This is a genomic window from Nitrospina sp. 32_T5 (assembly GCF_052156635.1).
GTDB lineage: Bacteria > Nitrospinota > Nitrospinia > Nitrospinales > Nitrospinaceae > Nitrospina.
In genome coordinates, this window is record NZ_JBQKUO010000001.1 from 46,465 (window position 1) to 60,246 (window position 13,782).

11 protein-coding genes are annotated in these 13,782 nt (G+C 57.7%); 8 read left to right on the forward strand and 3 right to left on the reverse strand.

The window, feature by feature from the left end; genetic code table 11:
* The first annotated feature begins 3 nt into the window (after positions 1-3).
* Both flgM and rpmB read left to right on the forward strand, forming a co-directional pair.
* Complete coding sequence (gene flgM / locus ACTRW9_RS00215) at positions 4-333, forward strand: flagellar biosynthesis anti-sigma factor FlgM (protein WP_442426386.1); 330 nt, start codon at positions 4-6, stop codon at positions 331-333.
* Positions 334-514: 181 nt separating this feature from the next.
* Positions 515-742 (forward strand): 50S ribosomal protein L28, encoded by a 228-nt coding sequence (gene rpmB, locus ACTRW9_RS00220; protein ID WP_005009135.1) that lies wholly within the window; start codon positions 515-517, stop codon positions 740-742.
* Between the two features lie 23 nt (positions 743-765).
* Here the strand turns inward: rpmB and ACTRW9_RS00225 are convergent, their stop codons facing one another.
* Entirely contained in the window at positions 766-2,979 is a 2,214-nt protein-coding gene (locus tag ACTRW9_RS00225; protein WP_442426387.1) for a RelA/SpoT family protein, read from the reverse strand.
* A 106-nt stretch (positions 2,980-3,085) separates the two neighbouring features.
* On the opposite strand from ACTRW9_RS00225, the gene recG reads away from it, so the two are divergent.
* From recG to ACTRW9_RS00245, 4 genes are all read left to right on the forward strand, one after another.
* The gene (recG, locus tag ACTRW9_RS00230) at positions 3,086-5,299 is read left to right on the forward strand and encodes an ATP-dependent DNA helicase RecG (RefSeq protein WP_442428482.1); all 2,214 of its coding nucleotides are present in this window, start codon (positions 3,086-3,088) and stop codon (positions 5,297-5,299) included.
* A gap of 86 nt (positions 5,300-5,385) precedes the next feature.
* The gene (locus ACTRW9_RS00235; protein ID WP_237099058.1) at positions 5,386-5,757 is read left to right on the forward strand and encodes a NusG domain II-containing protein; all 372 of its coding nucleotides are present in this window, start codon (positions 5,386-5,388) and stop codon (positions 5,755-5,757) included.
* A 15-nt stretch (positions 5,758-5,772) separates the two neighbouring features.
* Positions 5,773-7,965: a M1 family metallopeptidase gene (locus tag ACTRW9_RS00240; RefSeq protein WP_442427855.1), complete on the forward strand. Its 2,193-nt coding sequence runs from the start codon at positions 5,773-5,775 to the stop codon at positions 7,963-7,965.
* A 106-nt stretch (positions 7,966-8,071) separates the two neighbouring features.
* Entirely contained in the window at positions 8,072-9,502 is a 1,431-nt protein-coding gene (locus ACTRW9_RS00245; protein ID WP_442427856.1) for an esterase/lipase family protein, read from the forward strand.
* A gap of 21 nt (positions 9,503-9,523) precedes the next feature.
* On the opposite strand, the gene ACTRW9_RS00250 is transcribed toward ACTRW9_RS00245, so the two are convergent.
* Both ACTRW9_RS00250 and ACTRW9_RS00255 read right to left on the reverse strand, forming a co-directional pair.
* Complete coding sequence (locus tag ACTRW9_RS00250) at positions 9,524-10,399, reverse strand: hypothetical protein (RefSeq protein WP_442427857.1); 876 nt, start codon at positions 10,397-10,399, stop codon at positions 9,524-9,526.
* A gap of 28 nt (positions 10,400-10,427) precedes the next feature.
* Positions 10,428-10,922, reverse strand: coding sequence for a hypothetical protein (locus ACTRW9_RS00255; RefSeq protein WP_442427858.1), 495 nt, complete (start codon positions 10,920-10,922; stop codon positions 10,428-10,430).
* A 179-nt stretch (positions 10,923-11,101) separates the two neighbouring features.
* On the opposite strand from ACTRW9_RS00255, the gene ACTRW9_RS00260 reads away from it, so the two are divergent.
* Positions 11,102-13,021 carry a GAF domain-containing sensor histidine kinase gene (locus ACTRW9_RS00260; protein WP_442427859.1) on the forward strand — a complete coding sequence of 640 codons (1,920 nt, stop codon included), beginning with the start codon at positions 11,102-11,104 and terminating at the stop codon, positions 13,019-13,021.
* Between the two features lie 17 nt (positions 13,022-13,038).
* Positions 13,039-13,695 (forward strand): response regulator, encoded by a 657-nt coding sequence (locus tag ACTRW9_RS00265; protein ID WP_005009109.1) that lies wholly within the window; start codon positions 13,039-13,041, stop codon positions 13,693-13,695.
* The last annotated feature ends 87 nt before the right edge of the window (positions 13,696-13,782 follow it).

The following is a 13,782-nucleotide window of genomic DNA, read 5'->3' on the forward strand; positions in this document are numbered from 1 at the left end:
ATCATGGAAATCCAGGGCGACGATTTCAAAATCCGAAACAAGGTATCCCCGGAGAAGGTGAAGGGACCCAACGTCAAGAGCAACCCGGCGGATCCCACATCCACCGCCTCCTCCCGTGCTTCCAGCGCCGGGGGAGAACAGATTGCCTTCTCCGCCAAAGCGCAAACCATCCAGAAAGCTCTGGATGTGGCCAAGACTTCTCCCGACGTGCGGACGGAAAAGATCAACCGCATTAAATCCGAAGTGGATAACGGCACGTTTCATGTGGACAGCGAGGTGCTGGCCGAAAGCATTTTGAAGGAAATCCTGACCGAATCAAAGTTTCTGGAATAAGCCCCAACTTGTCCTCGTTTTAAAGCCCGGCCGCCAAGCCGGGCTTTTTTTGTGTCCCGGGGGTCAGGATAAGGAAAATCCAGGTCACCTCCCTGTTTTTTGGAATCTTCCCCTTGCCGTTCTCCGGGGCCTGTGGTAACTTACGTTCTTTTATTTAACGGCTGTAAGTCAGGAGCATGGTATGTCCAAGCGATGTGAAATCTGTGACAAGGGTCCCTTGGTCGGCAACAACGTGAGCCACGCCAATAACAAGACGCGGCGCCGGTGGATTCCCAATCTCAAGAAACTGCGTGTGGTGCATAAAGGCGCGGTTAAAACGATGAAGGTGTGCACCCGTTGCCTGAAAGCGGGCAAGGTAATGAAGGTCCCGGCCAGCAAACGGCCTGCCCAGACGGCTGCCACCGGCTGAACGACGGGAAGACCCCTTCCCGTCTAGTTTTGCTTCCCGATTTCCCCCACTTTCCGTTTTTTGTCCGTACCCTTTTTCTTGAACTCCTTCACGCGCTCCGCGTGAATCACGCCCTTCGTCTTTTTCAGCGCTTCCAGTATTTTCTTGAGATGGCTGAGGTCGAAGATCTCCACATCCAGCTCGAAAAACGCACGCTTGTGCGTCGCCTGCACCACATTCGCCCGGGTGATGTTGACATCCAGTGACGCGAGCAAACTGCTGATGGTGGCAAGCAAACCGGGCTGGTCCTCCCCCACGATGGCAAGGGGCGTCTGAAACGGCGTCTTGTGGACGGTATCCCATTCCACTTCGATCATGCGCTCGGTTTCGTTGGTCAGGGCCTCGACGCTGGGACACTCCTTGTGATGCACGGAGATGCCGCGGCCGCGCGTTATGTAACCGATAATGGGGTCACCGGGAACCGGGTTGCAACATTTTCCAATACGGATCATCATCTGGTCGCCGAAGTTCTTGACCTTGATGCCGATGTCTTTATCTTTCGATGTAGGTTTGCGTGCCACCTTGACGGTGGTGGATTTTTTGCGATACTCCTCCAGCGTTTCTTTCGGCAGCAGCTTTTCCACCACCTGGTGCGCCGGCAGTTTGCCGAACCCGATGGCCGTGAACAGGCTGTCCAGCGTGTTGTAGCCGCAGGCATGCGCAGCCTCGTCCAACGCCTTGCCTTTTAACAGGTCTCCCGTCGCCGACCCGTATTTGCGCACCTCCGCCTCAAGAATCTCCCGCCCCAGTTCCAGGCTCTGCTGGCGTTCGCGGCTGTTGATGTAGTTGGAAATCTTGTTGCGGGCTTTCGAGGTTTTGACAAAACCCAGCCAGTCGCGGCTGGGGTGGCGTTGCTGGGAGGTCAGGATTTCGACGCGGTCGCCGTTTTTCAGTTTGTAGCGGAGCGGCACCATCTTGCCGTTTACCTTGGCGCCGAGGCAGTGGTTGCCGATGTCGGTATGAACCTGGTAGGCGAAGTCGACCGGTGTCGCCCCACGCGGCAGGGCGATGACGTCGCCTTCCGGTGTGAATACGTACACCTCCTGGAAAAACAGGTCGACCTTGAAGGAACTCAAAAAGTCCTTCGGGTTCTTGATTTCTTTCTGGTCTTCCAGCAGGCGCCGCACCCAGCTCAAATGGTCGTCGAGGTTTTTCGCCAGCCCTCCCCCATCCTTGTATTGCCAGTGCGCGGCGATGCCCTCTTCCGCCACCCGGTGCATTTCTTTCGTGCGAATCTGCACCTCCACCCGCTGACCGTTGGGACCGTTCACCGTGGTGTGCAGGGACTGGTACATATTCGGCTTGGGCATGGCGATGTAATCTTTGAACTTGCCGGGGATCGGTCGCCACAATGAGTGCACCAGCCCGAGCACGGCGTAGCAGTCCTTCACGCTGTCGGTGATGACGCGCACCCCGATCAGGTCGTACACGTCTTCCAGGTCGATCTTCTGGGTCACCATCTTTTTATAGATGCTGTAGTAATGCTTGGAACGTCCGGTGACGGCGCTTTCCAGTTCGGCGGTCTTGAGTTCCTTTTCCAGCAGGGTGTACACGTTTTTCACCAGCTGGTCGCGTTCTTCCTGCCCCTTGTGCATGCGGTTGACGATGGCCTGGTACTGTTCGGGATGCAGGTATTTGAACGACCCGTCTTCGAGCTCGGCCTTGAGCCAGCCGATGCCAAGGCGGTTGGCCAGCGCCGCGTAAATGTCCAGCGTCTCGCGGGCGATGCGTTTCTGACGGGAGGCGTCGAGGGAACCCAGTGTGCGCAGGTTGTGGGCGCGGTCGGCCAGCTTGATCATCACCACGCGGATATCCCGCGCCATGGCAAGGATCATTTTGCGGTAGTTCTCCGCCTGCTTTTCCTCGTGGCTGGAAAACTCGATCTCGCCGATCTTCGTCACCCCGTCCACCAGTCCATAAATCTCGTCGCCGAACAGTTCGCGAATCTCATCGGAGGTGGCCAGGGTGTCTTCAATGGTGTCGTGCAGGAGCCCGGCGGCGACGGTGCGCTCGTCCATCTTCAGCCGTGTCAGGTTGTAGGCGACTTCGATCGGATGCGACAGGTACGCCTCGCCGGAACGGCGGCTCTGCCCGCGGTGGGCCTTGGCAGAATAAATGTATGCGTCGAGAATGATGTCCACGTTGGCCGTGGAATGGTAGGCCTGGACGGCTTCTGTGATTTCGCTGAGTTTACGCATACACGGTTGAGATTTCCCGGACGGGAACCCCTACAAAGAGCTTATAATCATTGCTTTTACATTTATTTAAGATACTTCCGGCGTGGGGTCCAGTCAATTAACATTTATAAGGAAGCCTTTTCATAAGGTACGATGCCGCAAACAGCCGGACACGTTCCTCCAAACTCAGAACCGCACTATCACGATGGCCGAGAACAAATCTGCACCTCCAAAACCGTCGCTTTCCGACTCCATCCAGTATGTCAAGGGAGTCGGGCCCAAGCGGGCGGGATTGCTGGAAAAACTGGGGATCGCCTGCGTCGAGGACGGTCTCGCCCTCCTGCCTCACCGCTACGAGGACCGAAGCCGGGTACAGACCATCGGCGAGCTCAGGCCCGGCGAGTTCGCCACCTTTCGCGCCACCATCCTGAACGCCGGGACGATACGGCTGGGGCGGAGGCGCAAGGTGTTCGAGGTCATCTTCGAAGACGACACCGGCACCCTGCGCGGCAAGTGGTTCCAGTTCCGCGAGCCCTATATGAAGGAACGTTTCGCCATCGGCCGCACCTGCATCGTCTCCGGCAAGGCGAAAGACAACACCTACCTCGGAGCCGGGCTGGAAATCATCCACCCGGACGTCGAGATCACCGAAGACAACGCCCCGGCCACGCTCGAAATGGGGCGCATCGTTCCGGTGTACCCGACCACCGAAGGCCTGCATCAGAAATCCCTGCGCACCATCATGAAAACCCTGGTCGACCTCTACGCGCCGCTGCTGGAGGAATACCTGCCCGCCGACGTGATGAAGCGCAACAAACTCACTCCGCGCGTGCAGGCCTACCAGGACACACACTTTCCGCCCCCCGGCACGCGCGCCGATCACCTGCACCTGTTCCGCACGCGGCAACAGGTCCGTCTGGTGTTCGAGGAGCTGTTTCTCCTGCAGGTCGGCCTCGCTTTCAAACGCAAACACGCCTGGCAGGAGGTGCCCGGCCGCCCCCTGGCCACCCGCGGCGACTTGATCCACCGCTTCGTCAAGCTCCTGCAATTCGAATACACCGGAGCGCAGAAACGGGCGTTGGGCGAAATCATGGACGACCTTGAAAAACCCCGCCCCATGCACCGCCTTCTGCACGGCGACGTGGGAAGCGGCAAGACCCTGGTCGCCCTGACCACACTCCTCACTGCCGTGGACAACAATTTGCAGGGAGCGATGATGGCGCCGACGGAACTGCTGGCGGAACAGCATTACCTGAACCTTTTGCCTTACTGCGAAAAACTGGGAGTGAAACTCGACCTCCTCACCAGCGCCCTGCCCGCGGGGGAGAAGCAGGCCATACAGGACCGCATCCGCACGGGTCAAACCCAGATCGCCGTCGGCACCCACGCCCTCATTCAAAAGGATGTGGATTTCCACGACCTCGGCCTGGTGGTGATCGACGAGCAGCACCGCTTCGGTGTTCTGCAACGCGAAGCCATTGGCAAGAAGGGCACCGCCCCGCACGTGCTCATCATGACCGCGACGCCCATCCCGCGTTCGCTCGCCCTCACCCTGTACGGCGACATGGACGTGTCGATCCTGGATGAAATGCCGCCCGGCCGCCAGCCCATTGTCACGCGCAGTTATGATGCAAAGCACCGGGACGAGGCGTATCAGTTTCTACGCGGCGAAATCAAACAGGATCGGCAGGCGTACGTGGTGTGTCCGTTGATCGAGGAGTCGGAGACGATGCCGCTCAAAACGGCGCAGGAGGTGCACGCCGACCTCGAACAGCGCTTTCCTGATCTCAGGCTGGCGCTCATCCACGGCAAGCTGAAAAAAGAGGAACGGCAGGCCATCATGGCCGCGTTCAACGAAGGCCGGGTGGATATTCTGGTCGCCACCACGGTGATCGAGGTCGGCATCGACGTTCCCAATGCAACGGTGATGCTGATCGAGCACGCCGAACGCTTCGGCCTGGCTCAACTGCATCAGTTGCGCGGACGGGTGGGACGCGGCGGCCACGCCTCGCACTGCCTGCTGGTCACCTACCCGCCCCTGTCGGAAGACGCGGAGGCGCGCATCGACGCCATGCTGAAATCCGGCGACGGCTTCGTCATCGCCGAGCAGGACCTCAAGATCCGCGGTCCCGGTGACTTCCTGGGCACACGGCAGGCGGGGATGCCGACGCTTCGCTTCGCCGACCTGGTGCGCGATCTTCGCATGATCCAGACCACGCGCAAGGAAGCCTTCGCGCTGATCGACCGCGATCCCTGGCTGAAGGATCCCGGCCACCAGCCGCTTCGTCAAACCCTGGAAGACAAGCTGGGCGGACGGCTGGACCTGCTCAATATTCTTTAAAAGACACCAAGCCCCCCTTTCTCGCGGTTTTCCCCTGACCCGGCCCGTGATACACTTAAACGGACTAACCGATTGAACACCGAATCATGCTGAAACCGACCCGCGCCGACAAAATTCTCATCGCCTGCCTGTTCGCGGCCAACCTCGCCCTGTTTTCGGGGATCGACTACACCCGCACCGCCGGGGACTGGGTGGTCATCGAGGTGAGCCAGAAGGAGGTGAAGCGCCTGCCTCTCAAGAAAAACCAGCTCGTCCACGTGGAAGGTCCGCTGGGTGAGACGGAAGTGCAGATTCAGGACGGCAAGGCGCGCATCCTGAAATCGCCCTGCAGTCGCAAACTGTGCATCAAGTCCGGGTACATTCAGTATGCCGACCGCATCGCCGCATGCCTGCCGAACCGCGTGGTGGTGCGCATTCTCGGAAGCACCTACCGGGGCATCGACGCCGTGGTGTCCTGATCCTGATTCTTATAGATGAAACGTCTTCTCACTTTCACCCTCATTCTGGTCTGCCTTTCGGCAAGCGTTTCCGCATTCGCCCAGTCGTTCCACCGGCCCATCAATCACAAGCTGTCGGTGACGCTCGACCCGGATCGGCATCACGCCCGGATCGAGGACACCCTCACCCTCTACCCCAACTCGCTGTCCGGCGAGTCGCTGACGTTCACCCTGCACGCGGCTTACAACATCATTAAAGTCGAAATCCCGCACCAGGGCGAATGGAAGACCGAGGTGACGAAGGTGGAGGACGCCGCCGGGGACCTGCCGCCGCGCCAGCACATCGTCATCCAAAAGCCGGATGGGAAGAAGTGGCCGGATTTCCTGCAGGTGCTGTTTCGTTATGAAGGACGGTATCACGACCCCCTGCGGCCGGAAAGCGATTCAGGGAGGGAAGCCGTGCCCGGTGAAGAGGGTGAAAAAGATACGGGGATTTTTCTTTCTTCCGAGAGTTACTTTTATCCGCGGCTGGAAAGCAAGTCGGGCGAGTCGCTCATGACCTTCGCACTCGGCGTGGCAACGCCCCGCGACCTGAAAGTCATCAGCCAGGGCAAACGCATCCGCGAGACCACGCACAACGGTCCGCGCCACACGCTGTGGCAGTGCGACGACCCGATGCAGGAAATCTACATCGTCGCAGACCGCTACATCGAGTACAAGGACCGCTACGAAGACGTCACCCTCTACGCCTTCCTGCGCTCTCCGGACGAAACACTGGCGCAGAAGTACCTCGATGCGGCAAAAGGTTACATCCGCTTTTACGACCGCCTGCTGGGCGAGTATCCGTTCGTCAAGTTCGCGCTGGTGGAGAATTCGGTGCAGACCGGTTACGGCATGCCGTCGTTCACCCTGCTGGGTTCGCGCATCATCCGTTTCCCGTTCATCCTGCACACCTCGTTCCCGCACGAGATCCTGCACAACTGGTGGGGCAACGGCGTGTATGTGGATGCGACCGGCGGCAACTGGTCGGAGGGGCTCACCGCCTACCTCGCCGACCACCTCCTGCAACAGCTGGACGGCCATGGGCCTGATTACCGCTTTCAGCAGCTAATCAAGTACCTGAACTACGTCAACACGCAGAATGAAATCCCCATCGCGAAATTCATGTCACGGCACAGCATGGCGTCGCAGGCCATCGGCTACGGCAAACTGCTGATGGTGCTCAACATGCTGAGGCTGGAGGTGGGCGACAGGATCTTCCTGGAAGCGCTGGCGGATTTTTATTTCACACAACGATTTCACCGCGCCGGGTTCGAACACCTGCGCGCTCACTTCGAACTGTATCACGGGAGAAACCTCGACACGTTCTTCCGTCAGTGGATCGAGGAGAAGGGCGCACCGGAACTGGAACTGGTCCACACCACGGTGGAACCGTTTCCCGACGCTTACCGCCTGACGCTGGAAATTAAACAGAAGCAGGCCCGCCCCCTGTTCGCGTTTCAACTGCCGGTGGCGGTGTGGTACGAAGGCGCAGACCAACCGAAGATCGAACTGGTGTCCATCGATCCCCAACCGGTGCAACACGTCACCGTGTTCGTGGACGGCGAACCGAAGGCAGTCATGCTCGATCCGTATTACGACGTGTTCCGCAAACTCGACCGCAGGGAAGTGCCCGCCAGCATCGGCCAGACCTACGGCGACGGCAAGGCCGTGGCGGTGATGCCCAGCGTGTCGTCGCGTGACCTCATCGAAGGCTTTCACGAGTTCGCCACCTCGGTGGACAACCTGTCCGACATGGTGCTCGACCAGGTTTACGATTTCAGTGGCAGCGCTGCCACGTGGGTGTTCGGCCGCCACAACCTGAAAGCTCAGGCCCTCCTGCCGAAGCTGGCGGAGTTCGGCGTCTATCCTGGAGAACTCGGCATCACCGTGAACGGCAAACTGTATATGTATGAAGAGAACAGTTTTATTTTCACCCTGCCGAACCCGCAAAACCCCGGGCACTCCGTGACCTGGGTGATCCCGCACACCGCCGCCGCGATTCCGGGACTCATTCGCAAACTGCCTCACTACGGGAAGTACGGGTACCTCGTGTTCTCCGGTTTCGCCCCCGACAACCAGGAAAAAGGGGTCTGGCCCGGCGACCGCAGTGCCCTGATGACCACCTTCGTTACAGGCGACTACACCCTTCCGCCGCGCCCGCCACTCACCCCCACCCGGCCGGAATGACCGCACGGGCCAACTAAATTTGGCCTTCCCCGTTTCCTGAAGTATAATTTCCGCATTCCAAAGCGGCGCCCCTCACCGTTTCAACTGTTCCGGAAAGGACTCCACCATGGCCAAAGACACCACCCTGATCATCCACGGCTGGAGCGACTGCTCCAACTCGTTCAAAAAACTCAAACAGTTTTTGGTCGACAACAAGGTCGGCACGGTGCAGACCATCCTTTACGCCGATTACGAATCGCGCGAAGACAATATCACCTTCAACGACGTGGTGGACGGACTGAACGACCAGATGATCGAAAACGGCCTCATCGACGCTGACGGCAACAAGCTGAAGGACGTGAACGTGATCGTGCATTCCACCGGCGGGCTGGTGATCCGCCACTGGATCTGGCAGTACTACCACGACCGCATCGACCAGTGCCCGGTGAAACGGCTGGTCATGCTGGCCCCGGCGAACTTCGGCTCGCCGCTGGCGCACCGCGGCAAATCGTTCATGGGGAGCCTGTTTAAAGGAAGGTGGAAGATCGGCGACATGCTGGAAGTCGGGCGCAACCTGCTGAACGGCCTGGAGCTGGCCAGTCCCTACCAGTGGGACCTGGCGCACGAAGATGTGTTGCGGGAGGAACCTTATTACAACCGCAAGCAGATCCAGACGACCATCCTCGTCGGCTTGAAAGACTACGAAGGCCTGCGCGGCTGGGTGAACAAACCGGGCACCGACGGCACCGTGGTCATCGCCGGCACCTCTCTCGACACCGCCAAGCTGGTGCTCGACTTTTCCCATTCCGGCAAGGACCCGGCGAGACAGCACCACGACTGGGCGTACCAGAATCCGCCGGACGATTTCGGTTTCGGCGTGATTGCGGGCGTGGACCATGGTTCCATCGTCGAACCCACCTCCCCCAAGACCGGCGACAAGGGGATGGTCGGCGGGCTCATCCTGAGGGCGCTCACCACGAAGACATCCAAGGATTTCGAAAAATTCATCAAAGACCTCGAGCAGTACACGGAAAGCTGTTACCAGAAAACACAAAAGCCGCGGTTCCAGCAGTTCGTTCTGCACGCGGTGGACGACCTGGGCGATTCGATCAAGGACTTCACGGTGGAGTTTTTCATTTTCCGTCCTCACCGCCTGTCGAAGAAAGGGCTCGCCGACGATTCCAAAATGGACAAACTGGAACAGGACCTGAGCCAGGAGGTGCACGAAATCCTGACAGCCAACTTCCACACCAACCAGACCGACGCCAGCTTCCGGCGGTTCCTGGTGGACCTGGAGGAAATCCGTGCATTTTTAAATAAAGCGGAGGAAGCACTGGGAGCCAAGCCCGCACTCAGCATGCGCGTGCACGTGCCGAAGGTGGACGATGGAATCCAGTACGAAAACAAGGACCTCGAGAACATCGTCATCCATGACACCAGCGGCACGTTGAAACCACCGAAGAATTTCTTCTACGAGAACACGACGACGTTCATCGAACTGCGCGTCAACCGGTTCAACAACTACGTGCACATCGGCGTGAAACCGCGCAAACACTGAGAGCGGAACCCCGAGGAAGAATCAACTCCCCGGGGAAGGCAGGGTCCGGCGGTATTCTCCGGCAAATCCTTCGGACGAGATACCGACCGGCAGGTAGCGAACAGCGATGGCCGCCATGTGGTCGCGGTATTCCTTATATATGGAGTCCGGATTCACCCGTGCCATGGCGATGGGAAGCGGGGTTTTCAAAGTCCGCGCCCCGTCCGGTGTGCCGTCACCCTCTATGAAGTGATCGATCACCACCCCCACGATTCCCGTCTTTGCCAGCTTTTCAAAAAACGCATCCGGATCGTTTACAGGGTATAGAGGAGCCATGCAGGCCACCGCATCGATGCCCGCATCCGACAACTCCCGCAACAGACGAATACGGTCTTCCAGTCTGGATGGAGGCGGCGGCATTCCGGGCAAACGCCCGGTATCGCCTTCTATGGATACATGCACACGAAGTCGGCAAAGCTTCGACAGCGCCTGAACGCGTGCGAGGTCTTCGCGGATGCCCGTGGTGTGGGTTTGCAGGATCAATTCATCCGGCGGCGCGTCGAGAAGGGCATCCAATAGCGACCGGGTTATGCGATAGGTTTTTTCCACAGCCTGCCAGGGTTCGGTGGAACTGGAAAGGAAGATGGAAAACGGTTGCGAACGTTTGTGCGCCCACCTGCGTTCGGCGCCGGCGGTGCGGTGGTATACCTCAGCCGCATTGGTTTTGACATCGACGAACCCGCCCCATTCGCGGCCGCGGGTCAGCCACGGGTTGAATCGCACGTAGCACGCGGCGCCGCAGGCGGACTTGCCAAGACCGCAGCCGGTGTAGGGATTCATCGAATGCGAGCACACCCTTTTCAAATATCCCGTGGAGCGGGTCAGGATGGACCGGCATTCCACTACCGAAACCTGCATGATCCCCTCCCGCGCGACAGGGGTTCCATCACTGGGGTTTGTCCCCCTCCCACCATTTGCCCCACTTGACCGATGAGATGTTCTGGCTGAACTGCGGAGCCGCGTGGAAATATATTTCCACGCCACCGGACTTATCATCGGCGGGACGCGTCACCCATTTGTTTTCAGGAAGCAGGTCCAGGTTGATCAGCCACACTTTGCGGTTGTCGGTTTTGCGGATCACAAGAAATCCACGATCCTTTCGGTACTCAAAAAGTCCAAACAGAGTCACCGTCCTTCCCGGTTGGCCCTCCAGAGTCAGCGTGTAACGACCCTGGCACCAGTAGTCCCGGAAACCTTTCATGCTGGACACATCGTTTCCCGACTCCACATCATACAATCCCTGACAATCAATCTTCCTTGCATCCTCAAATTCGAATAACGGCTCCTTGTAAAGGATGAGTTCGCCGCGTTGTTCGTGAGCGTAGGCAGAATTGGAAAATATCCAAAATACCAAAACCAGTATGAAGCATCGTGTCTTCATGGCCCCACGGTGTCCTTCCAAAGGTTGGCAATACTATTAAAAGACTACCGCAAATAAATTGCATGGACCAAGGAAAACCGGTATTCGTGCAGATAAGTTATGCGGAGGTATGGCAAATTGATTATAATATCCGCTTTGCAATCAATCCCACAGACCCACCCCTTATTGGGTACACATAAGTGGAATCACGACCTGAATTTGTAAAGTTATTGTGGGGCATTCTTGCCGCCTTTTTGTTCGTCATCGACCTGCTTTTGCCGGAAGGGACGATCGACGGCTTCTTTTATGTGATTCTGGTTCTTGCGGCACTGCGTATCCGCCACAAAAACTTTTTGATCATGGCGACCCTTCTGGCCACGATGCTGAACATGATCGGGTTTTATCTGGCACTGGAAGGCCCCAACCTTTATCAGGAACTTCTGGACAGGTTGGGCTCCACGCTGACCATCTGGGTTGCGGGCTGGCTGTGCCTGGTGCAACAGAAGTCGGAAGACCATGCCTATCAGTTGCTGCAACGGCAAGGGTCCTTTGTGCAGTTGCACAAGGACATCGCCGTCGCTTCCAACGAAACGCGGGCTGTGGAGGAAACGTTGCAGTACTGCCTGCGGCGCATCTGTCATCAGGCGGGGTGGCCTGTGGGTCACCTGTACCTGGTCAATTCCCCCGCCAATCCGAACCTGGTCTCCACCACCACCTGGCACCTGGAAAACCCGGAACAGTTTCAGACGTTTCGTTCCGTCTCCGAAGGCACCGTCTTCGATTCCGGAATCGGGCTTCCCGGTCGTGTGCTGGCCAACGGCAAACCTGCCTGGATCATTGACGTCAACAAGGACCCCAATTTCCCGCGCGCGCGGTTGTCCCCCAACATCGGCGTCAAGGCAGGGTTTGCGTTTCCCATCCTGATTGGTAACGAGGTGGCGGGCATCATGGAATTTTTCTCGCCACGTGCGGAACCTCCGAACGATGACATGCTGGAAGTCATGGGCCACATCGGCACCTTGCTGGGCCGCGTTCTGGAGCGCAAGCGGGCCGAGGACGAACAGGAACAACTGCTTCACTTTTTGAAGGAACGCGTCAACGAACAGACATGCCTTTACAATGTGGCCAACCTGATCGCCAATGCCAAAACCATCCGCGAGGTGTTCAACAACCTGCAGTCCTATGTGGCCTCGGCCTGGCAATACCCGGAGATCACCCGCGTCAAGGTCGTCTTTGGTGAAGAGGCGTTCGCTCCGCCGGATTTCCGGGAAACGCCGTGGACCATGTCCGCACCGCTCACCATCCACGGCGTTCAGCAGGGATCGCTGGTGGTCTGTTACCTGGAGGAAAGACCGGATTCGGAGGAAGGCCCTTTTGTCAAGGAAGAGCGCCGGCTTCTGGACGGGCTCGCATACCTGTTGAGCGTTGCAGCGCAACGCAAGCTTGCAGAAGAGGAAATCGAACGTTCGCGCCAGCAGTTGCGCAACCTCTACAACAAACTGGAAACCGTTCGCGAAGAAGAACGGTCGCGCATCGCCCGCGAAATCCACGACGAGATGGCGCAGGTGCTGACCACAATGAAGCTGGAGGTGGCGCGGCTGTGCAAGAAGCTGGAAGTCAGACACCCGGAGCTCAAGGAAAACGCAGAAACGGTGATCGAGCTGATCGACCAGACCATCCCGACGGTCAAGCAGTTGATCCACGACCTGCGCCCGCCGATTCTCGATCACTTTGGCCTGGAGGAAGCCATCTCCTGGCAGGGTCAGGAATTCGAACGGTTGACGGGCATTCAATTTGAATTCGATTGCGACAGCGAACCTGAAAACCTGGACAAGGAACGGTCCACCACCTTGTTTCGTATTTTCCAGGAGACGCTCACCAACGTCGCGCGGCATTCCAAGGCGGAGAATGTGAGCGTGAAACTGAGTGATGAAAATGGTATGGTATCATTGCATGTTCAGGATGATGGGGTGGGCATCACCCCGGACAGACTGAAAAACGGCCATTCCCTTGGCATTCTGGGCATGCAGGAACGGGCACGGGTCTGGGGGGGCTCCGTGAACTTTGTAAGCAAACCCAACGAGGGTACGTTGGTAACCATCAACATCAGCAGAAACTAATCTAGGAGTTATCAATAATGACAACTGAAGTTCTGACCTCGAAGAAAAAGATCAGAATTCTGATCGCAGATGACCACCCCCTGTTTCGCCGTGGACTCAAAAACGCGTTTTCAGAAACGCCCGACATCGAAATCATCGCGGAAGCAGACAATGGGAACGATGTTCTGGACAAAATCCGTGACCAGGAATTGAGCCTGGTGATCCTGGATATTTCCATGCCGGGAAAAGACGGCCTGGAGGTCGTGAAGCAAATCAAGACGGAATATCCCAAACTGCCCATCCTCATCATGAGCGTGTACCCGGAAAACCAGTACGCGGTGCGCTTCATCAAAGCCGGCGCGGCGGGATACCTCACCAAGGAAAGCGCTCTCGACACGCTGCTCCACGCAGTGCGCAAGGTGTCCCAGGGTGGAAAATTCGCCAGCCCGGAAATCACCGAACGACTTGCTTTCGATTTCCTCGAAACCAACAAACCGTTGCACGAAACGCTGTCGGATCGCGAGTACCAGGTATTCCTCATGATCGCGCGTGGCAAATCGTTGACGGAGATCGCCAACGAATTGTCGTTGAGTGTGAAGACCATCAGCACGCATCGGTCCCGCATTCTGGAAAAAATGAAAATGAAAAAGAATGCGGAACTGATTCATTACGCAATCAATTACAGCCTCATTTAACTAAAATACGGTAACGCAACTCCCGCCTCCGGTTTTTGTGACCGAAAAATCCCAGCCTCTCCTTTTATCTTCCTAAATCGAAAAAAT

Bases quoted from the DNA above. Each gene is read 5' to 3' on its own strand.
- flgM (WP_442426386.1), top strand. From the start codon at position 4: ATGGAAATCCAGGGCGACGATTTCAAAATCCGAAACAAGGTATCCCCG.
- rpmB (WP_005009135.1), top strand. From the start codon at position 515: ATGTCCAAGCGATGTGAAATCTGTGACAAGGGTCCCTTGGTCGGCAAC.
- ACTRW9_RS00225 (WP_442426387.1), bottom strand. From the start codon at position 2,979: ATGCGTAAACTCAGCGAAATCACAGAAGCCGTCCAGGCCTACCATTCC.
- ACTRW9_RS00235 (WP_237099058.1), top strand. From the start codon at position 5,386: ATGCTGAAACCGACCCGCGCCGACAAAATTCTCATCGCCTGCCTGTTC.
- ACTRW9_RS00240 (WP_442427855.1), top strand. From the start codon at position 5,773: ATGAAACGTCTTCTCACTTTCACCCTCATTCTGGTCTGCCTTTCGGCA.
- ACTRW9_RS00245 (WP_442427856.1), top strand. From the start codon at position 8,072: ATGGCCAAAGACACCACCCTGATCATCCACGGCTGGAGCGACTGCTCC.
- ACTRW9_RS00250 (WP_442427857.1), bottom strand. From the start codon at position 10,399: ATGCAGGTTTCGGTAGTGGAATGCCGGTCCATCCTGACCCGCTCCACG.
- ACTRW9_RS00255 (WP_442427858.1), bottom strand. From the start codon at position 10,922: ATGAAGACACGATGCTTCATACTGGTTTTGGTATTTTGGATATTTTCC.
- ACTRW9_RS00265 (WP_005009109.1), top strand. From the start codon at position 13,039: ATGACAACTGAAGTTCTGACCTCGAAGAAAAAGATCAGAATTCTGATC.